The organism is Marinobacter lipolyticus (assembly GCF_018424605.1).
GTDB lineage: Bacteria > Pseudomonadota > Gammaproteobacteria > Pseudomonadales > Oleiphilaceae > Marinobacter > Marinobacter lipolyticus_B.
This window is the reverse complement of the sequence record NZ_QTKT01000002.1, coordinates 273,182-293,098: the sequence shown is the minus strand read 5'-3', so window position 1 is coordinate 293,098 and position 19,917 is coordinate 273,182. Positions and strand designations below refer to the sequence as shown.

At 61.1% G+C, this 19,917-nt stretch carries 15 protein-coding genes; 7 read left to right on the top strand and 8 right to left on the bottom strand.

Going from position 1 to position 19,917, the window contains the following annotated elements; translation table 11 throughout:
• The first annotated feature begins 61 nt into the window (after window positions 1-61).
• Window positions 62-838: a co-chaperone DjlA gene (gene djlA / locus DYI22_RS03795; RefSeq protein ID WP_213476707.1), complete on the top strand. Its 777-nt coding sequence runs from the start codon at window positions 62-64 to the stop codon at window positions 836-838.
• A gap of 10 nt (window positions 839-848) precedes the next feature.
• Here djlA and DYI22_RS03790 read toward each other — a convergent pair whose 3' ends face one another.
• Complete coding sequence (locus tag DYI22_RS03790) at window positions 849-1,454, bottom strand: methyltransferase family protein (RefSeq protein WP_213476706.1); 606 nt, start codon at window positions 1,452-1,454, stop codon at window positions 849-851.
• A 179-nt stretch (window positions 1,455-1,633) separates the two neighbouring features.
• On the opposite strand from DYI22_RS03790, the gene DYI22_RS03785 reads away from it, so the two are divergent.
• Window positions 1,634-3,088, top strand: a complete 1,455-nt coding sequence (locus tag DYI22_RS03785; RefSeq protein WP_323132866.1) for an amidase — start codon at window positions 1,634-1,636, stop codon at window positions 3,086-3,088.
• On the opposite strand, the gene DYI22_RS03780 is transcribed toward DYI22_RS03785, so the two are convergent.
• Complete coding sequence (locus DYI22_RS03780; RefSeq protein WP_323132865.1) at window positions 3,061-4,917, bottom strand: diguanylate cyclase; 1,857 nt, start codon at window positions 4,915-4,917, stop codon at window positions 3,061-3,063. The genes DYI22_RS03785 and DYI22_RS03780 overlap by 28 nt on opposite strands.
• A gap of 310 nt (window positions 4,918-5,227) precedes the next feature.
• Here DYI22_RS03780 and DYI22_RS03775 point away from each other — a divergent pair, with 310 nt between their 5' ends.
• Window positions 5,228-7,129: a sensor domain-containing phosphodiesterase gene (locus DYI22_RS03775; protein ID WP_213476705.1), complete on the top strand. Its 1,902-nt coding sequence runs from the start codon at window positions 5,228-5,230 to the stop codon at window positions 7,127-7,129.
• Between the two features lie 18 nt (window positions 7,130-7,147).
• On the opposite strand, the gene DYI22_RS03770 is transcribed toward DYI22_RS03775, so the two are convergent.
• The 3 genes from DYI22_RS03770 to DYI22_RS03760 are packed head-to-tail and all read right to left on the bottom strand — an operon-like array spanning window position 7,148 to window position 12,041.
• Window positions 7,148-7,885 carry a pseudouridine synthase gene (locus tag DYI22_RS03770; RefSeq protein ID WP_213476704.1) on the bottom strand — a complete coding sequence of 246 codons (738 nt, stop codon included), beginning with the start codon at window positions 7,883-7,885 and terminating at the stop codon, window positions 7,148-7,150.
• A complete protein-coding gene (locus tag DYI22_RS03765; RefSeq protein ID WP_213476703.1) occupies window positions 7,882-10,953 on the bottom strand; it encodes an efflux RND transporter permease subunit in 3,072 nt (1,023 codons plus the stop codon). Before DYI22_RS03765 ends, DYI22_RS03770 begins: the two co-directional genes overlap by 4 nt.
• Before the next feature lie 5 nt (window positions 10,954-10,958).
• Window positions 10,959-12,041 (bottom strand): efflux RND transporter periplasmic adaptor subunit, encoded by a 1,083-nt coding sequence (locus tag DYI22_RS03760; RefSeq protein WP_213476702.1) that lies wholly within the window; start codon window positions 12,039-12,041, stop codon window positions 10,959-10,961.
• Window positions 12,042-12,367: 326 nt separating this feature from the next.
• Here DYI22_RS03760 and ilvG point away from each other — a divergent pair, with 326 nt between their 5' ends.
• The gene (gene ilvG / locus DYI22_RS03755; RefSeq protein ID WP_213476701.1) at window positions 12,368-14,068 is read left to right on the top strand and encodes an acetolactate synthase 2 catalytic subunit; all 1,701 of its coding nucleotides are present in this window, start codon (window positions 12,368-12,370) and stop codon (window positions 14,066-14,068) included.
• Window positions 14,065-14,343 (top strand): ACT domain-containing protein, encoded by a 279-nt coding sequence (locus DYI22_RS03750; protein ID WP_213476700.1) that lies wholly within the window; start codon window positions 14,065-14,067, stop codon window positions 14,341-14,343. Before ilvG ends, DYI22_RS03750 begins: the two co-directional genes overlap by 4 nt.
• Before the next feature lie 356 nt (window positions 14,344-14,699).
• Here DYI22_RS03750 and DYI22_RS03745 read toward each other — a convergent pair whose 3' ends face one another.
• The 3 genes from DYI22_RS03745 to DYI22_RS03735 form a co-directional block, all read right to left on the bottom strand.
• On the bottom strand, window positions 14,700-15,881 hold the full coding sequence (locus tag DYI22_RS03745) for a thiolase family protein (protein WP_213476699.1): 1,182 nt from the start codon (window positions 15,879-15,881) through the stop codon (window positions 14,700-14,702).
• A gap of 162 nt (window positions 15,882-16,043) precedes the next feature.
• Window positions 16,044-17,195, bottom strand: a complete 1,152-nt coding sequence (locus DYI22_RS03740; RefSeq protein ID WP_213476698.1) for an acyl-CoA dehydrogenase family protein — start codon at window positions 17,193-17,195, stop codon at window positions 16,044-16,046.
• Window positions 17,196-17,219: 24 nt separating this feature from the next.
• Window positions 17,220-17,981 (bottom strand): 3-hydroxyacyl-CoA dehydrogenase, encoded by a 762-nt coding sequence (locus tag DYI22_RS03735; RefSeq protein ID WP_213476697.1) that lies wholly within the window; start codon window positions 17,979-17,981, stop codon window positions 17,220-17,222.
• 104 nt (window positions 17,982-18,085) lie between these two features.
• Between DYI22_RS03735 and DYI22_RS03730 the strand changes: the two genes are divergently transcribed.
• Both DYI22_RS03730 and DYI22_RS03725 read left to right on the top strand, forming a co-directional pair.
• Window positions 18,086-18,514 (top strand): MerR family transcriptional regulator, encoded by a 429-nt coding sequence (locus tag DYI22_RS03730; RefSeq protein WP_213476696.1) that lies wholly within the window; start codon window positions 18,086-18,088, stop codon window positions 18,512-18,514.
• 41 nt (window positions 18,515-18,555) lie between these two features.
• A complete protein-coding gene (locus tag DYI22_RS03725) occupies window positions 18,556-19,722 on the top strand; it encodes an isovaleryl-CoA dehydrogenase (RefSeq protein ID WP_213476695.1) in 1,167 nt (388 codons plus the stop codon).
• Window positions 19,723-19,917 lie beyond the last annotated feature (195 nt).

Here is a 19,917-nt window from a genome sequence, read left to right as displayed (position 1 = left end):
TCAATACAGCCCGGTACAGGCTATACTCGGCGGTTTACAGTCTGTCTTCAAAGGGAAATCCATGCTGTTTGCAATCATCCTTGGTGGTCTGATCGGATACTCAATTGGTAAATTTCCCGGCTTCCTGATCGGCGCGGCCATCGGGGCGTTTCTGGTCAACCGGCTCAAACGCCGCCTGCTGGGCAAGTTACAGAGTATTCAGTCCGGGTTTGTGGACTCAGTGTTCGCGGTCATGGGCGCCCTTTGCAAGGCTGACGGCGTGGTCAGTCGCGACGAGATCCAGATGGCCGAATCCCTCTTCGTCCGCTTCCGCCTGAACGAACAACAGAAAGCGTCCGCAAAAGCCGCATTCAATCGCGGCAAGGAACCGGGGTTCGATCTGGAAGCCGAGCTGAACCATTTCCTCAAGGTGACCGGCGGCCAGCCGGCGCTGTTACAGATGTTTCTGCAGGTTCAGGTGTCTGCAGTCGCCGCCGACGGCGTCGTGCACCCGGCGGAACATGAGATGCTGGTGCGGATCGCCCGCGGCCTGGGCCTGCCCGAAAGCCAGGTCGATCAGCTGGAGGCCATGCTGCGGGGTTCCCGTGCCGGCCAGTCCGGTGGCGCACGGCCGTCGTCCGCGCAACAGGTGGACGACGCCTACAAGGCACTGGGGGTTTCTCCTTCCGCCAGCGACACGGAAATCAAGCGGGTCTATCGCAAGCTGATGAGTGAAAATCACCCGGACAAGCTCGCCGGTCGTGGTTTGCCGGAAAGCATGCGGGAGCTTGCCGAGGAGCGCACCCGCGAAATCAGCCACGCCTACGATGTCATCAAGGACGCCAGGAAGAAGGCCTGAGCCTGAAGCGTCAGAGCCAGCGGGGCGCCCGTTGCCGGTATGCCTCGTAGGCCTCACCGAACATCTCCGCCAGCGCCTTTTCCTCCACCCGCGCCTGGCGGGTAATCACCAGAACGCCCGTTGTCAGGCACACCGCCGAGAACACACTCGGCAGCGCCAGAAAGAAGCCAAGCTGCCCCAGCATGATGGCCAGGAACAGCGGATTGCGGCTGCGGGCATAGGGCCCTTCTGTCAGCAGATGTTTTCGCTGATCCGGATCGATGCCGGAACGCCAGTCCTCGTGCATGTAGCCCTGCAGGTAATTCACCAACGTGAAAGACGCCAGCAGGCATAGCATGCCCAGCAGCAGAACCGGCGCCACGTACAACGCCTCCACCACCCCCAGCCAGGGGTCGATATCAGACACCACTCGCAGCAGACATACGCCGAGTATCAGCGTACGGAATATATTGAAGGTGTGGCGGTGCCACCAGGGCGCGCTGCCCTTGCGGCCGTAGTGAATGAACGAAAACTTCATGCGGTCATAAAGACCCAGGGTGCGGCCGGTAAACTGGAGCCCGATCATGAGGAAAAAAACGCCCAGGAAATACCGGACCAGAGGTTCTGCAACGTCCATTGAAATCGCTTGCCGATGTGTGAGTCTGGCAAGCTTATTACTTGAAAAGCCGCAAGAAAAGACTGAATGTTGAACGGGCGACATTTATTCTGCCTATTCCTCCTCATCTTTCCTTAAATGACATATCGTCACGTTTATCAATGGGCTAGAGTGTACGGAAACCTTAAAGGAGCCTTGCCATGACCATGCGGGAACAGCCGGACACCATTCACGCCTTCCAGGATGACGCGCTGGGCGATCACGATGCCACCGCCCTGGCCGATCGGATCCGGCGTGGTGATGTCTCCGTGCGCGAGGTGGCGGTCGCCGCCATAGATCGCGCACGTCAGGTTGAGCCGTTCATTCAGGGCATCGTATTTGAAGCCTTCGAACAGGCCGTCCACAGCGAGCCGCAGCCCGCCGATGGTTTCTTTCGCGGCGTGCCCACGTTTATCAAAGACAATATGGATGTGGCCGGCATGCCAACCCGTCACGGCTCGGCCGCCGTACCACCCCAGGCGGCCGCAAAAACCGGTGCCGTCGCCGAACAAATACTGGCGCAGGGCTATCTCTGCCTGGGCAAGAGCGCTTTACCGGAATTCGGCTTCAACGCCAGCACCGAGCACGCCGGCGCCCCACCCTCACGCAACCCCTGGAACCTGGCCTTTTCAACCGGCGCCTCCTCGGGCGGCTCCGCCGCCCTGGTCGCGGCCGGCGTGGTGCCGATCGCCCACGCCAATGATGGCGGCGGCTCCATCCGTATTCCGGCGGCCTGCTGCGGTCTGGTGGGGCTGAAACCCAGTCGCGGCCGACTGGTGGACAACGAAGCGGCAAAAGCCCTGCCGATCAACATTGTCTGTGACGGGGTGGTCACCCGCAGCGTACGCGATACCGCCCGTTTTTATGCCGAAGCCGAACGCCACTTCCGCAACCGCAAGCTGCCGGAACTGGGCATGGTGAAGGGCCCGTCTGCAAAACCCAAGACCATCGGCCTGGTACTCGATTCCATCAATGGCCACCCCACCGATCAGGCCACCCGGGAAACCGTCGAACACACCGCGCGATTGCTGGAGAGTATGGGGCACCGTATCGTACCGATGGACGTGCCCATTGCCACCAGCTTCCCCGAGGACTTCGCCCGCTACTGGGGCATGCTGGCGTTCGGCGTGAAGGCCAACGGCCGCAAACTGATGCACCCCGGTTTTGACAAGACCCGGGTGGATGGCCTGACCAACGGGCTGGACCGGATGTTCCGCAAACAGTTCTACAAGTTGCCGGCAACCCTGTGGCGCCTACGCCGCTCATTCCATGAATACGCCCGCGCCATGGAAGGGTTCGATGCAGTGCTGACCCCTGTCCTGGGACACACCACCCCCGAAATTGGCTACCTCAGCCCGGAACAGGACTTTGACCAACTGTTTGACCGGCTCACGCGCTACGTCAGTTTTACCCCGCTGGCCAACGCAACCGGTGCGCCAGCCATTGCGCTGCCCATGGGTCAGTCCCGGGACAACCTGCCCGTTGCGGTGCATCTGATGGGTTGCCACGGTGGCGAGAGAACGCTGCTGGAACTGGCCTACGCCCTGGAGGAGGCACAACCCTGGCCGTCACTGGCCCGGCACATGGTTCAGGCCCCGGCTGTCGCAGTGGAGTAGCGGTCAGGCCGCCAGATCACCACCTGGTTCCGGCCCTGACCTTTGGCCTCGTAGAGTGCTTCATCGGCGCGGCAGAACAGTTGCTTGGTGGCGTCCGCCTCCTCTGGGCAAGTGCTGCAGACACCGATACTGACGGTAAGGTGTAGCATCTTGTCAGACACCCGGAAGGCGGTATTCCCGATCTCCTGGCGAATTTTCTCCGCCACCCTCAGCGCGCCCTCTTCCGGTGTATCCGGCAGCAGCACCACAAATTCCTCGCCGCCGTATCGGGCGGCAAGATCCTGGGGACGGGTCACAAACTGGCGGATACACTGCGCCACCATCTGCAGGCAGTCATCGCCCACCAGATGGCCGTAGGTGTCGTTGAATTTTTTGAAGTGATCAATATCGAGAACCAGCAGCGACAACGGCTGTTCGAACCGGTACGCCTTGACCACCGCAGACTGGAACGCCCGATCGAAGAACCCCCGGTTCTTCAGCCCGGTCAGGGCATCCCGCGCGCTGAGTTCCAGCAACTGCTCATTCAGCGCCTCCAGATCACGGGTGCGCTCGTGCACTCTCTGCTCCAGTAAGGTGTTCGCCTCCTGCTGGACACGCAGGGATTTCTCCTGGGCCAGCCGCGCTTTACGCTCCTGTTTCAACAATTGCTGCTGGGCCTCGAACGACCGTTTCTTCTCGCGGTTCAGCCGATCTGCAAGCGCTACCGACAGCAGAATAACCCCCAGGGCCGAGCCCACCTGAGTCGCGTTTTCGGTCAACAGGTTGCGGGGCAGCATGGTGAACTTGCTCAGTGCCAGCACGATGCCGCCGAACAGCATGAACACCCACGCCAGCGTGTAATAACGCGCCGCCGCATCTTTCTCGATCCAGCGCACCACGCTCAGGATCAGCATGGTGGTGCAACCGATCGCCCCCAGCAGGATGGTCGGCAGGATCATCAGACGGTACGGCACAAACAGCCCGGCTGTGGCGAGCATTGCCGCCGCCATCACCACACCAACGGTCCAGCTGTTGAGCAGGCGGTGGTTCTCGCGGGTAACGCTTATGAAACGGATACTGAAGGTGCCGCCAAACAGTACCACCAGATTCAGGAACACGATGATGGCCTGATCGTTCCACCAGGTGGCTTCCGGCCACAGGTACTGGAACGCCACGCCGTGCAGGCTGGCCAGGAACAGCGGCATGGCGGCAATGTAACCGACGTAGTGCAGGAAACTGCGCTCACCCACCGCCATGAACACAAACAGGTTATACAGAATCATCACCAGGATAATGCCGTAGTACAGACCTTCGAACATGCTGCGCGACTGCTCCGCAGCGTAGAACGCATCCTGATCCCATAGCGTGAGGGGAACCTGCATGGAGCTGGTGGTATCGACCCGCAGATAGATGTCCAGCGCTGCGCCCGGTTCCAGATCCAACGGCACCAGGAAATGCCGGTGGTGTATCGGGCGGTCATAGAACGGTTGTTTGTCACCCAGGACGAGCTGCTGCGCGACCTCTCCGTCCCGCAACACGTACACCTCGACGCGGTCGAGTACCGGATAGCCGATTTCAAGGAAGGTCTGAGCATAGCGTCCCGACGGATTGTCGATACTCATCCGGAACCAGTACACCTCATCCCCATACCCCAGGCTGACACTGTCACGACCGTTGTCGGTCCACTGGTCATCGGACAGTTGCCGTACCCTTTCAAGCGATACCGGACCGTCCGGCTCGGCCCAGTAATCCACGAAGCGTGAGAGTTCCAGACGGTTACCCTGGCTGCCCCATGACGCCGGCTCTGCCGCGGCGGCCACCGGCAGCAGTACCAATAGTAAGATCAACACCCGTTTGAGCAGTCCCGGCACAGTTAACCTCGAAGAGTCTGGCGATGTCGTTTTTTATTAAATTGTTGCCATGGAGTATGTGGCAGGAACCGCCAGTGCGCCTTACTGGCCAAACATTTGCTGCAAATCGACAAAAAAGGCTACAAAAGCCAACAAAAATGCGATCTTTGTACCGCCACTCAAAATTGGACACGCCCTGACCGGACTGCCACTATGAAACTGGCAAAGCCCGTCGCGAGGCGCGACCCGGCCCGGGTGATACAACGTATCCGTAGCTCAGAATTGACCAGAAGGACTGGACAGCATCAGCATGCGAGACACCGACACCTTTGTGACCTACCACAAGGCTCTGATGGAGCTCAGCCACGACACGGGCTTTGTCGGGCAGCGGCGACACCTGAAACTGGAAGCGCTGACTGCCCTGTGCGGTCGCCTCCTCGAGGTGGAGCGGGTAAGCGTCTGGGCGTTTCCGCCGGAACGGGACCGTATCACCTGTGAAACCCTTTACGATCGCCGGGGACTTAGCAACCAGCATGGCACCTGCACTTCGTCACCCCGCAACGGAGATCTCAGCCCGGTCAGCCTGTTTAAGTCAGATCATCCCAACTATTTCGAAGCCATCGTGACCGAACGGGTTATCGCCGTGAACGACGCCCGGACCGACCCGCGAACCGCCAGCTTCAAGGCCGACTACCTGTCTGCTGTTGGCGTGCACTCGATGCTGGACACCCCCGTATTCGAGGGCTCCCGGCTCAGTGGCGTGGTGTGTCTGGAAGCCTGCCATCCGCGCACATGGTCGTTGCCCGAGCTGTCATTTGCCGTGGCCATTGCCGACACCGTGAGCCTGATCAACACCCACGAAGGGTGGATGAACTCAAAGCGAGCGCTGGACTACATCACCCGTTACGACACCCTGACCGGGCTGGCAAACATGGATTCACTCCGGGACCGCGTCGCACATCTGGCTGACAAAATTAAGCGACGGCGAAGTGGCAGCCTCGCGCTCATCTGGATAGATGTCGACCGGCTCAAGGCGATCAATGATGGCCTCGGCCCCCAGGCCGGGGATTCGGTGATTGCCGAAATCGGCAACCGGCTGAAGAACCTTCGCCTGGAAGGTAAAGACGTGCTGGCGCGAATCGGCGGCGACGAGTTCGCCCTGCTGATTCGCAACCGCCCCCGGGCGGCGTCGCTGGAAGATGCGGCCCTGCATATTCAGGACGCAATCCGGCAACCCATCCGCGTTGCCGGACAGTCACTGAGCGTCAGTGCCAGCCTGGGCATATGCCACTTGCCGGAAGACTGCGAGCAACCCCAGGAACTGCTGCGCGGCGCTGAAGCGGCCATGTACCACGCCAAGCATCTGGGTCGCGCCCAGGCCACCGTGTTTGACTCTGCGATACAGATCAGCGCCCAGTCCCGCTTCGCCCTGGAGCGGGAATTGCGCGCTGCGATCAACAACCGCGAACTCGATGTGTTTTATCAACCGATTCTTGATCGCAGCGGAGACCGGATGGTCAGCATGGAGGCGCTGGTGCGATGGAACCATCCCTCCCGGGGATGGTTGTCGCCGATTGAATTCCTCGATATTGCCCGCGGCGGCAGCCTGATGTACGCCCTCGGGGAGTGCGTGCTGCGGCGCGTGTGCGAAGATTGGCAGCAGGCTGACGCCGCTGGCCTGGAGCTGCCGGTTATTTCCGTCAACCTTTCAGCGGAACAGGTACTGGCTGCGGAACTTCCCGACCGGATCATAGACCTGTGCGCCGAACACCAGATGCCGGTCAGCGCTCTGCAGTTCGAGGTCACGGAAGACTCCATCCAGGGCGATTTTAATACGCTCGCCTGTGTGCTTGAACGGCTGGTGGCAGCCGGCGCAGAACTCGCCATCGATGACTTCGGCACCGGTTATTCGTCCCTCGCGCGACTGAAAAGCCTGCCGTTCTCACGCATCAAGATCGACCGGTCGTTCATCAACCAGCTGCCCGGGGACGAAGACGATTGCGCTATCACCCTTTCCATTCTGGGTCTCGCCCGTGGCCTGGGGCTGATGGTGGTCGCCGAAGGTGTGGAGACCCCGGCGCACGAACAATGGCTGGTGGAACAGGGCTGCGATTTCCTGCAAGGTTACCTGTACAGCCGGCCACTGCCTTTCCCCGAACTGATTGACCGCTTCTTTCACCACCATCCGGTGCCAGACCTCAGCCCGAAATAGTGCGGCCTGCCTGGTCGCCTAGTGCCATTGAAACCCGGGGAAGATACTCAGCACCCGGACAAAGCTCTGCTCGAGGAAACTCTCGATGCGGGTCGGCGCCTTTGTCAGCGGATGCCGGAATTCGATACTGGTCGCTGCCAGCATCAGCCGGCCTTCACCAAACCGCTCGGCAAAATAGCGATTGTGGCGCCCCCGCCCATGGTTGGCATCGCCGATAATCGGGTGGCTGATGTGCTTCATGTGCCGTCGCAACTGGTGCTTCCGCCCGGTTGCTGGCGCCAGTTCCACCACAGCGTAACGGCTGGTCGGGTAACCTTCGACCCGTACCGGAAGCTCCGTCGTTGCCAGCCGGCGATACCGGGTCAGCGCCTCACGCACCGGTTGCTCCATGCCCTTCAGGCGCCGGTCTTCCGGCTCCTCCCGCAACGGATGATCGATCACGCCCTGTTCTGCTGGCCAGCCGCGAACCAGCGCCACATAGGTTTTGGCGACTGTGCCGGCCATCAATTGCTGGCCCAGATCCCGGGCGACCTCGGCATTGCGACCAAACACCAGCACCCCGGAAGTTGGCCGATCCAGCCGGTGTACCGGATACACATGCTCACCGCCGTTCAGCGCGCGCGCGTGTTGCAGGGCAAATTCCGTTTCATGGCGGTCGATGGGGCTGCGGTGCACCAGCAACCCCGCCGGCTTATGGACCACCAGCAGTGCGTCGTCGCGGAACAGTTCGGTCAACGGGTTCGTTCGACCGTTCATCGCCTGAACAATCCTCGGATGCGGTACCCGGCCTTATCCCCCAACACCAGCAGTGCCGGGGTCAGCAGTAGGGTCAGCACGGTGGCAAAGGTCAGGCCACCGGCGATGGCACTGGAGAGCTGGGTCCACCACTGGGTGGATGGCGCGCCGATTCCCAATGAGGGCGTCAGCAGATCCACGTTGATACCGAGCACCATCGGCATCAGACCGAGGACCGTGGTTACTGCCGTCAGCAGCACTGGCCGCAAACGCAGGCAACCGGTTTCCAGCGCTGCTTCGTAGGCGGCCATGCCGCTCCGGCGCATCTGGTTGTAGGTGTCGATCAGAATGATGTTGTTGTTCACCACGATCCCCGCCAGGGCGATGATCCCCATCCCCACCATGACGATGCCGAACGACTGACCATTGAGCAGCAGGCCAAGCAGCACGCCGGCGGTGGACAACACAATGGCCGACAGGATCAGGAAGGTCTGGTACAGGGAGTTGAACTGGGTCACCAGAATCAGCAGCATCATCGCGATGGCTACCACGAAAGCGGTGGCCAGAAAATTCGCAGCCTGCTGCTGGTCTTCGTTTTCACCCGCCACCTGCACAATGATACCGGGCGGCGGTTCCGGCATATCCGCCTGAAGACTGCGCAGCAATTCGTCTACCCGTCGTCCCGGCTCCAGATCGGATTTGATGGTGATGGTGCGTTGCCCATCCACACGCACGATGCTGCCGGTTTTCTGGCCCGGCTCAAGGGACACAAATTCCGACAACGGTGCCTGCCCGCGATTGGTGTTGATGGTCTGGCGCTGGAACTGATCCAGTTCCCGCCAGTCATTGGGCACCCGCACCGCAATGTCCACTTCATCCCGCACATCTTCCGGACGGTACGTTGCCAGCACCAGGCCATTGGTGATCAGCCGCACGGCACTGCCCACGCTCAGCACGTCAGTACCGAACCGGGCCGCCGACTCCCGGTCCACCTTCAATTGCCATTCAATCCCGGGCAGGCTGCGGTCGTCTTCAATATCCACAAAGCCACCCATCGCCTCCATACGGGCTCTCAACCGGTCGACGTAGGCATCGAGCCTGCCGGCTTCCACACTGCTGACTTTCAGTTCAACCGGTTTGCCATCCGCCGGGCCGCCCTCCTGCTTGCGGAATTCCAGCTCAATGCCGGGAATGTCCGCAGTGCGCTGACGGAAATCCTCAAGAATCTCGTTTGCCGGTCGCCGGGTAAACCAGTCATTGAACTGGAACTGCAGTACCCCGATCACATCCGGCGCAAGCTGGCTGTCCGGCGCGACCATGGAGCGGGCGTACAGCGCCTTGACCTCGGGCATATCCTGCAGCCGCTGCTCGACCTCCCGCACGATGGTGTCCCTCTCCCAGACCGACAGATCCCCCCGCGCCCTCACCTGAACCTGGGCGGAATCCGGCTCGACGCTCGGAAAGAACTCCACACCGTGGTTGAAACGCGCATAGCCGGCGTAGATCACAACAATAACGGCCAGCACCCCGAGCAGTGTAAAGCCGGGATAGCCCAGCAGCTTGCCCAGCACCTTGCGGTAGCCGGCCGTCATCGCTCCGCCACCCGTGCTGTGGCGAACCCGGCGCCCACCGCTGACACCACCCAGCACCGGCAGGAACACCAACGCCATCAGCAACGAGGCGGCCAGGCAGATGATCACCGTAATCGGCAGGAACTTCATGAATTCGCCAACCACCCCCGGCCAGAACAGCAGCGGGGCGAACACCGCCAGCGTGGTGGCGGTGGAGGCGATGATCGGCCACGCCATGCGGCTGGCGGCATCGGCCCAGGCGGAGCGTACCGTCTGGCCTTCGGACAGGTTCCGGTCCGCCAGCTCGGAGACCACAATGGCGCCGTCCACCAGCATTCCCGCCACCAGAATGAGACTGAACAGCACCACAATGTTCAGGGTCAGACCCATGCCCCAGATCACCAGAATACCCGTGAGGAACGCACCGGGAATGGTCAGTCCGACCAGTACCGCCGACCGCGGCCCCATGGCCGCGATGACCACGATAATCACCAGAACGATCGCGGTCAGCACGTTGTTCAGCAGGTCGCTGAGTATGTCCCGCACTTCCGTTGACTGATCCATGATGTAGCGGACTTCCAGCTCTTCCGGTAACTCCGAGTGCGCACCTTCAATCAGCCCACGAACCTTGGCAATGGTCTCTATGATGTTGGCGCCGGCCCGCTTGGACACCTCCAGCACCAGCGCCGGTTCGCCATTGATGCGGGCAAAGCCGGTAGGATCCTTGAACGTGCGCTGCAGCATGGCGACATCGCCGAAGGTGACCACCGTATCGTCGCTAACCTTGATCGGCATGGTCATCACATCTTCGATATTCTCGATAATGCCCGGCACCTTGATGGCCATCCGTCCTGCGCCTGTGTCGAGACTGCCGGCTGCCACCAGCTGATTGTTGCGGGTCACCAGGGACGCGAGCTGGTCGAAATCGACGCCATAGCTTTCCAGCACCTGAGGATCAACCACCACTTCCAGCAAGTCCTCACGGTCTCCGCCGATCTCCACTTCCAATACCTCGGGTATGCCCTCAATGGCATCCTGCAGGCGCCGAGCCACCGTGATCAGTTCACGCTCGGACAACGGACCGGAAAGCCCGACAGACAGCACCGGGAACAGCGAGACGTTGATCTCGTTCACCCGCGGCTCGTCGGCCTCCTGGGGAATTTTGGCGCGTGCAGTGTCAACTTTCTCACGCACATCCTGCAGCGCCTTGTCGGGATCGAACCCGGCATCGAACTCCAGCATCACCGAGGCGTGCCCCTCAGATGCGGTGCCTCGCATCTCCTTGACCCCCTCCAGCGACCGCAGCTCCTGCTCCATCGGTCGCACCAGCAAGCGCTCGCCATCCTCCGGGCTGACGCCCTCCAGCGTCATCGAGACGTAGATCATCGGGATGGTGATATCGGGATTGGCTTCTTTGGGGATGGTATAGAAGGCGGCAATCCCGCCCAGAATCAGGAAGCTCAGGGTCAGCAGGGTGGTCCGGCTGCGGTCAAGCGCCGCATGAATCAAAGCGCGCATGCTGATCAGCCCCGGTTACTGTCGCGGTCAACCGGCTCGACCCGCTGGCCGATCGCCACAAATCCGCCGCCGCGGGTGATCAGACGGATCTCATCCGGCAACCCACCGACCCAGGCGCCATCGGTGGTGACGTTGAACAGCCGCACGCTGCGAAACACCACTTCGTCGTTATCGTTGACGTAGCGTACGCCGGGGCGGCCATCGTCACCGAGAGACAGGTACGCCGGCGAAACGAAGGTGGCACGGGTTTCCGGCAGGGCAATGCGCAGCGTGGCGCTGCCCCCGGCTAGGCGCTTGAGGTCGGGATTCTCCACCGTGACTTCGACGGCGAAACTGCGGGTCTCGGGATCGGCAGCACTGGCCACAAAACTGACCTCACCTTCCAGCGATGCGCCGTCCAGCAGGCGGATCGAGACAGCCTGCCCCACCCCAACCTGACTGACCGACTGCTGGGGAATTTGCCCGGTGGCCTTGAGCCGGTCGACCTGGACCAGGTCCAGCATGCCGGTACCGGGCTGCACCAGATTGCCCAGATCCACATGGCGATGGTTCACCACCCCATCAAAGGGCGCTTCGGGACTCAGATCCCTGATGGCAGTGCGTGCCTGGGCCAGTTCCGCCCGCGCGCCGGCCAACTCGCTTTCCAGTCCCAGAATCTCCGATTGACTCACCAGATTGCTGGAGCCCAGACGCTGGGCGGCAGTCAGATCCGCTTCCAGTTTACGAATTCGCGCCTGCCAGCGCTCCACATCCGACCGGCGTCCATCGTCGGACAGCCGAAGCAGCGGTTGCCCTTGCTCCACCCGTTCGCCCTGCCGCACCATCAGTTCTTCTACCGTGCCGCTGACTCCGGCGCTGATGGTCACGGAACGCCAGGGTTCCAATTGCCCCTGAAGCATCAGGCCCGGCTCGTACAAACGGGCCTGAAGGGTTTCCACCTCTACCCGCGGGCGCTCCGGTGCCGGTGGCTCCTGCATTTCAGGCGCGTCCTGCTGCGCCACTTTGACCTCGCCACTGACCATCCACAGAATCAGCCCAACGACGATCAGGAATGCCAAACCCAGGGAGCCCCACCTGCTTTTACTCATGTTGTTCTCGTTCTATTGCGCATGCGTTGTATGAAAAAGGAATGAAACGTTATCACAAAAAAGTAAGGTGAGGGGTTGCGCTGGCGACAGCCGCTGGGTTAACTTTTGATCATCGTTAACAGAGTTTGAACAGACGCACTTATCTCATGAATCTGAACGCCGTCATTATCCTTGTGAAGCTTGTCCTGGTGGTCATGGTACCGACCGGGGGCTTTTGCGTGGACAAGCGGGTGAGATAGCGACAAACCTGACAAGACACCAAAAGCCCCCGGCACCAAAAGGTCCCGGGGGCTTTTTTTTGCAGCAAGAAAAAGGGAAAAACGACCATGAACGGCGCACAGCACATTCTTGACGCGTTCCATCGCCACAACATCAGCACGGTTTTCGGCTATCCGGGTGGCTGCATCATGCCGCTATACGATGCCTTGGTGGACGATGTGGGTGTGGAACACGTGCTGTGCCGCCACGAACAGGCCTGCGCCCTGGCCGCCGATGGTTACGCCCGCGCCAGCGGCAAGCTGGGCGTGTGCATTGCCACCTCCGGCCCCGGTGCCACCAACCTGATCACCGGCGTCGCCAACGCCCACCGGGACTCCATCCCCATGCTGGTCATCACCGGCCAGGTGCCTTCCGGGCTGATCGGCACCGACGCCTTCCAGGAAACCGACGTGCTGGGCATGACCCTGGGCATCGTCAAACACAGCTACCTTGTCGACGACGCCGACAGCCTGCCCGCCGTCATGGAAGAGGCCATGACACTGGCCCAGAGCGGCCGGCCGGGGCCGGTTTGGATTGATATTCCCAAGGACATATTGTTGACCGAGGTTGCCGCGGCACCCGCCCCAACTCCGGCACAACCAACGGCGAGCTGCCCGGACCTGACCGACGCCATCGCCCTGCTGCGTGCCGCCCGCAAACCTCTGCTCTACAGCGGCGGCGGAATCAGCCTGGCCCATGCCGAGGACCGCTTTCGCGCCTTTGCCGAGTCATCTGCCCTGCCGGCGGTCGTCACCCTGAAAGGCATCGGCAACCCGGGCAAACACAACCCTTACAACCTGGGTATGCTGGGCATGCACGGGTCCCGGGCTGCCAACAAGGCGGTGGATGAATGCGACCTGTTGCTGGTAATCGGTGCCCGCCTGGACGACCGCGCCACCGGCAAACTGGACGGCTTCGCCCCCAACGCAAAGATGATCCACATCGACGCCGACGCCGCGGAGATCAACAAACTGCGCCCGGCGGACCTGGCGATAAGAGGTGAGCTGAACGCCATTCTCGAGAACCTGACCGGCGCGTTGACGAGCAAACCGCTGACCATCGCTGACTGGCAGAGACAATGCCGCACCTGGCACACCACCGGCGGCTTCAGTGCTGCAGACAACGAAGAACCCCTGGCCCCCATTACCGGCCCGGCGTTCATCCGCCAGCTTTCCCGCATCGCTCCGGACGACACCATCGTTGCCTGCGACGTGGGCCAGCACCAGATGTGGGTGGCCCAGCACTACGAGTTCGATCATCCGCGCCACCACCTCACCAGTGGCGGCCTTGGCACCATGGGCTTCGGCCTGCCTGCGGCCATCGGCGCCCAGTTTGCGGATCGCGACAGCACCGTCATCAACGTCACCGGCGATGGCTCGTTCATGATGAACGCCCAGGAGCTGGCCACCATCCGCCGCTACAGGCTTCCGGTGAAACTGATCATCATGGACAACCAGTGTCTGGGCATGGTGCGCCAGCAGCAGGAGCTGTTCTACGCCAACCGGGAAAGCCAGATCAACCTGGACGACAATCCGGATTTCGTCGCCATGGCCCGCGCCTTCGACATCCCGGCCCTGCACATCGAACGCACCGACCAGATCCGCCGCGGCATCGAAACCATCCTCGCCTACGACGGCCCGATGCTTCTGCACGTGGCCATCAGCCGCGAGGACAACGTATGGCCCATCGTAAAACCCGGCGCCAGCAACACCGACATGATTGACGAAACCCGACGCACTTCCAAAGCCAACAAGGAGCAAGTTGCATGAACCCGCAGAGCCAGTCATCAACACCCAGCTATACCATCAACTGCCGAATGATCCAGGAAGCCGCAGCCCTGGAGCGCTTGTGCCAGGTGGTCCGCATCCGCGGGTTCCGGATTGCCACCATGGCGGTTGAAACCGCCGGCGAGCATCTGAACATCGCCCTCACCCTGGAAGGCACGCGGCCGATTGCCATGTTGCAGTCGCAACTGGAGAAGCTTCACACGGTTGCCGAAGTTGCTCTTGGTTCAAACTCTGTGGCCCGGTCTCGTTCGGCCTGAGGTTTGGCGGGCATGGTCTTTCGTAGCCTGAGGTTTGGCGGGCAGGTACGGGGGTGGGGGTATCTTTTCTTCGGGGAAAACAACTCGCTTCGCTCAGACATCTTTTCCCTGTCAGAAAAGATACCCCCACCCCCTACCGACGGGCAACAACGATAGGTCCAAAGAACAAGACACCAAAAAGTCTTTAACTTGGTGAACCCGTGTTGCACATCGGCGCGGGGTGGCAGGTGGATTTTTCGCCGGAAAAAGGTGTCTGAGCGAAGCGAGTTCTTTTTCCAAGAAAAACTCCACCTGCCACCCCGCAAGCCCGCCCCTCAACCGGCAGGCTACAAAGGACCGCAATCTCCCAAGTCAAGTCAGATCAACTCAAGAGCCACAGCCGTCCCCTCGCCACCACCAATACACAGCGAAGCAACCCCACGCCTGAGGCCACGCTGCTTCAGGGCATTCATCAGGGTAACGATGATCCGCGAACCTGAAGAGCCGATCGGGTGGCCCAGCGCGCAGGCGCCGCCGTGAACGTTGACCTTCTCCGCCGGAAGCTTGAGTTCGTTGATGGCCGCCAGGGTAACCACGGCGAAGGCTTCGTTGATCTCGAAAAGGTCCACGTCGTCCACGGACCAGCCCGCTTTCTTCAGCACCTTCTCAATCGCACCGATGGGCGCCAGGGTGAATTCGGCCGGCAAGCGGGCGTGGGTGGCGTGGGCGACAATGCGGGCCTGGGGTGTCAGGCCGCGGGCGTCAGCTTCTGCGGCAGAGGCCAGTACCAGGGCGGAGGCGCCGTCGCTGATGGAGCTGGAGTTGGCCGCAGTTACAGAACCGTCTTTGGCGAATGCCGGCTTCAGGTGCGGGATTTTCTCCGGCTTGGCGTTTCCCGGCTGCTCGTCGGTGTCGACTTCGGTGTCGCCGCCACGACCGGATACGGTCACCGGCACAATCTCGTCACGGAACCAGCCATTCTCGATGGCGGCCAAGGATTTCTGCAGGGAACCGATGGCGAACTCATCCATCGCCTGACGGCTGATGTCGTATTTATCAGCGGTGCGCTGGGCGAAGACGCCCATCAGGCCGCCTTCGTAGGCGTCTTCCAGGCCGTCCAGAAACATGCTGTCCATTACCTGGCCGTGGCCCATGCGCATGCCACCGCGGGCCTTGGGCAGCAGGTACGGCGCCTGGCTCATGTTTTCCATGCCGCCGGCGATCATGATGTTGTTGGTGCCGGCCTTGATCTGGTCGTGGGCCATGATCACCGCCTGCATGCCGGAGCCACACATCTTGTTGATGGTGGTGCAGCCGGAGCTGTCGGGAATGCCGGAAGCACGGGACGCCTGGCGCGCCGGGGCCTGGCCCAGGCCGGCGGGCAGTACGCAGCCCATGATCACTTCCTGGACATCCGCCGGTTGCAGGCCGGAGCGTTCAATGGCGGCCTTGATGGAGATCGCGCCCAGATCCGGGGAGCGCACCGAGCTGAGGGAGCCCATCATGCCGCCCATGGGGGTTCTTGCTGAGCCTGCTATTACTACGTCGTTACCATTCATGTTCAATGCCCTCTAATTTGGTGCTGGGCCAAGTGCCAGACGCCTTTCCGGGACACGCTGTGAATACGTCCCTGTACGCTTGACTGCAGCATCCATGCTGCAGACAGTCCCGGAAAGGCGTCTGGCACTCGGCCCTTCAGCTTGTGAGTTCGTCTGCCTTAATCAGGCTTTGCCCAGCACAGACCGGGCGATAATTTCTTTCATCACCTCCGAGGTGCCGCCATAAATTCGCTGCACCCTTGCGTCGATGAAGTTCCGGGAAATCGGGTATTCGGTGGTGTAGCCGTAACCGCCAAACAGCTGCAGGCAGCCATCGGCCACGCGGCACTGCATTTCGGTGGCGCTGTACTTGGCCATAGAAGCAGTTGGCGCATCCAGCTCGCCGCGGTCGTACTGGTCGATGCACTGGTCCACGAATGCCTTGTTCACCCGGTAGTCGGTTTCCATGCGGGCGATTTCAAAGCGGGTGTTCTGCAGTTGGGCCAGTTTCTGGCCGAACAGTTCCCGTTCCTGGGCGTAGGCGATGGTCAGGTCCAGGGAGCCACGGGCGGCGGCCACACCCAGGGCACCGATCACCAGACGTTCCCGGGGCAGCTCGCGCATCAGATACACAAAGCCCTGGCCTTCTTCGCCAAGAAGCGCGGAAGCCGGTATACGCATGTCGGAGAAAAACATCTCGGAGGTATCCCCGGAGTGCTGGCCGATCTTGTCCAGGTTGCGTCCCTTGCTGTAGCCCGGCAGCGAGGTGTCCACCAGGAACAGGCTGATGCCGCGGGCGCCGGCTTTCGGGTCGGTTTTGGCGGCGACGATGACCATGTCCGCATGCTGGCCGTTGGTGATGAAGGTTTTGGAACCGTTCAGGGTGTACTCATCACCATCCTTCACCGCACTGGTGCGGATCGCCTGCAGGTCACTACCGGCGCCGGGCTCCGTCATGGCAATTGCGCCAACAGCTTCGCCGGAAACCAGCTTGGGAAGCCACTGCTGCCGCTGCTCTTCATTGCCCATGTGGCTCAGATAGGGAGCGACAATGTCCGAGTGCACCATCACGTTGGTAGAGAGCGCCCCGAAGCCTAACCGCGCGAGCTCTTCGCCCACCACTACGGAGAACTGGAAGGGCGCACCGATGCCGCCCCACTCTTCGGGCACATCCACACACAGCATCCCGGCGTTGCCCAGGGTGTTCCAGAGCTCGCGGGGCACCAGCCCAGACTTCTCCCAGGCCTCGTAATGCGGCGTGACTTCTTTTTCCAGGACCTTGATAACGGACTCCCGGAACATTGCCAGTTCTTCTTTATCAACAGACACGGTCATGACTGTCTCCTGCTAATGAATGCGTTACCTGGGCGCCATGCGAAGCGCGCAGTCCAGACGAATCACTTCGCCATTGAGAATTGGGTTGCGCACCATCTGGTCCACCATCATGCCGAACTCCTCCGGCTTGCCGAGGCGCTTCGGGAACGGCAGCGTGGCCGCCAGGCTGTCCTGAACTTCTTCGGGCATACCCGCCATCATGGGCGTCATGAACAGGCCCGGTGCAATCGTATTTACACGGATGCCTTCCCGAGCCAGCTCACGGGCCGATTGCAGAGTCAGCGATACCACGCCGCCCTTGGAGGCACTGTAGGCCGCCTGGCCAATCTGGCCTTCGTAGGCGGCCACCGACGCGGTATTGATGATCACGCCCCGCTCCCCGTCGGCGTTGGGCTCACGCTGAGCCATATCCGCTGCCGCAAGACGCAGAATATTGAAGGTGCCTACCAGGTTGACCTGAACCACCTTGCTGAAGTTCTCCAGCGGCATCACCCCTTCCCTGCCCAAAATCTTGGCCGCCGGCGCGATACCGGCGCAGTTGACCGCAATACCACAAGGGCCATGGGCTTCCCGCGCTTTGGCCAGCGCCGCCTCGGCGCTGTCGGCGGAGCTGACATCGCAGTGCACAAACACCCCGCCGATCTCCTTTGCAACCGCCTCGCCCTGCTCTTTCTGAAGATCAAGGATGGCCACCTTGCAGCCAGCCGCCGCCAGTGCACGGGCAGCCCCTTCCCCCAAACCGGACGCGCCACCGGTTACAATGGCCGCTACATTCTGAAATTCCATAACCTGCTCCTTGTGTTTCCAATCAGGAAGTGGGTTTTTACGCCCAAAATTTACTTTACGTTTACGTAAACTTTATCTAACCTTAGTCTAAAAAGGAAATCGTCATGGCAGAAAAAACCACATACAGCATTAGTGAACTCGCCAAGGAGTTTGACGTTACCACCCGGAGCGTCCGCTTCTACGAGGACCAGGGCCTGCTGAAGCCCGCCCGCAGAGGGCAGACACGAATTTTCAGCTCCAAGGATCGCGTGCGTCTGAAGCTGATCCTGCGGGGCAAGCGCATGGGTTTTTCCCTGGCGGAAACCAAGGAACTGTTCGACCTGTGGGACGAAACCCTCACCGGTAACGAAAAGCAGTTGCTGAAGATGCTGACCATTCTGGACAACAAACGCGCCCAGCTGGAACAGCAGAAAAACGACATCGCCCAGGCGGAGATGGAAATGGACACGGCAGAAGCCCGCTGTCGCGAAGCTCTGGCCGATCTGCAAGAGCGGAAAGAAAAACAACAGACATCAGAACAGGCGGGGGCCTGAGCCCCGGCATCAACCAATTCGGAAGACCAAGGTAGCCAACAATGAAATCACAATACTCAGAGCTTAACTTCGGCCTCGGCGAAACCCTGGACATGCTGCGCGAGCAGATCAACGGCTTCGCCGCTGCGGAAATTGCCCCCCGTGCGGAAGAGATCGACCGCAACAACGAGTTCCCCATGGATCTGTGGCGTAAAATGGGTGACATGGGCCTGCTGGGTATTACTGTGAGCGAAGAATACGGCGGCTCCGACATGGGCTACCTGGCGCACGTGATCGCCATGGAAGAAATCAGCCGCGCTTCCGCCTCCGTTGGCCTGTCCTACGGTGCCCACTCCAACCTGTGCGTGAACCAGATTCACCGCAACGGCACCGAAGAACAGAAACAGAAATACCTGCCGAAACTGGTCAGCGGCGAACACATCGGCGCACTGGCCATGTCTGAACCCAACGCCGGCTCCGACGTTATCTCCATGAAACTGTCCGCCCGGGACGAAGGCGACCACTTCGTGCTCAACGGCAGCAAAATGTGGATCACCAACGGCCCCGACGCGCACACCTACGTCATCTACGCCAAAACCGACACCCAGGCCGGCTCCCGCGGCGTCACCGCCTTCATCGTAGAACGCGACGCCCCCGGCTTCAGCCGCCACCAGAAACTCGACAAACTCGGCATGCGCGGCTCCAACACCTGTGAACTGGTGTTTGGAGACTGCAAAGTGCCCCGTGAAAACATCCTGGGTGGTGAAGGCAACGGCGCCAAAGTACTGATGAGCGGTCTCGATTACGAGCGCCTGGTACTCTCCGGCGGCCCGCTGGGCATCATGCAGGCCGCACTGGACGTGGTGGTTCCCTACATCCGCGAGCGCAAACAGTTCGGCCAGGCCATCGGCGAGTTCGAACTGGTCCAGGGCAAAGTCGCCGACATGTACACCTGGATGAACACCGCCAAGTCCTACGTCTACATGGTCGCCATGTCTGCCGACCGCGGTGAAACCACCCGCAAAGACGCCGCCGGCGCCATCCTCTACTCCGCCGAAATGGCCACCAAACTGGCCCTGGACGCCATCCAGCTGCTGGGCGGCAACGGCTACATCAACGAATACCCGACCGGCCGCCTGCTGCGCGACGCCAAGCTCTACGAAATCGGTGCCGGCACGTCCGAGATCCGCCGCATGCTGATCGGCCGAGAGCTGTATCTGAATAAATAAACGACGAGTTCTTTCGTTTATTCGGTGCGAATGCTCGCACCCAAGTTTGACGAGGGGCTGCGGGCAGAGTGATTCGGGAATTTCGGAGGCCATGGATGGCCGGAGAGAAGCGCACATGGGTGAGGCAAGCGTTTATGAAGCGGAGCTTCATGCGCAGCCGAACGACAGCAATCTGCGATTGCTGGCCGGACCCCG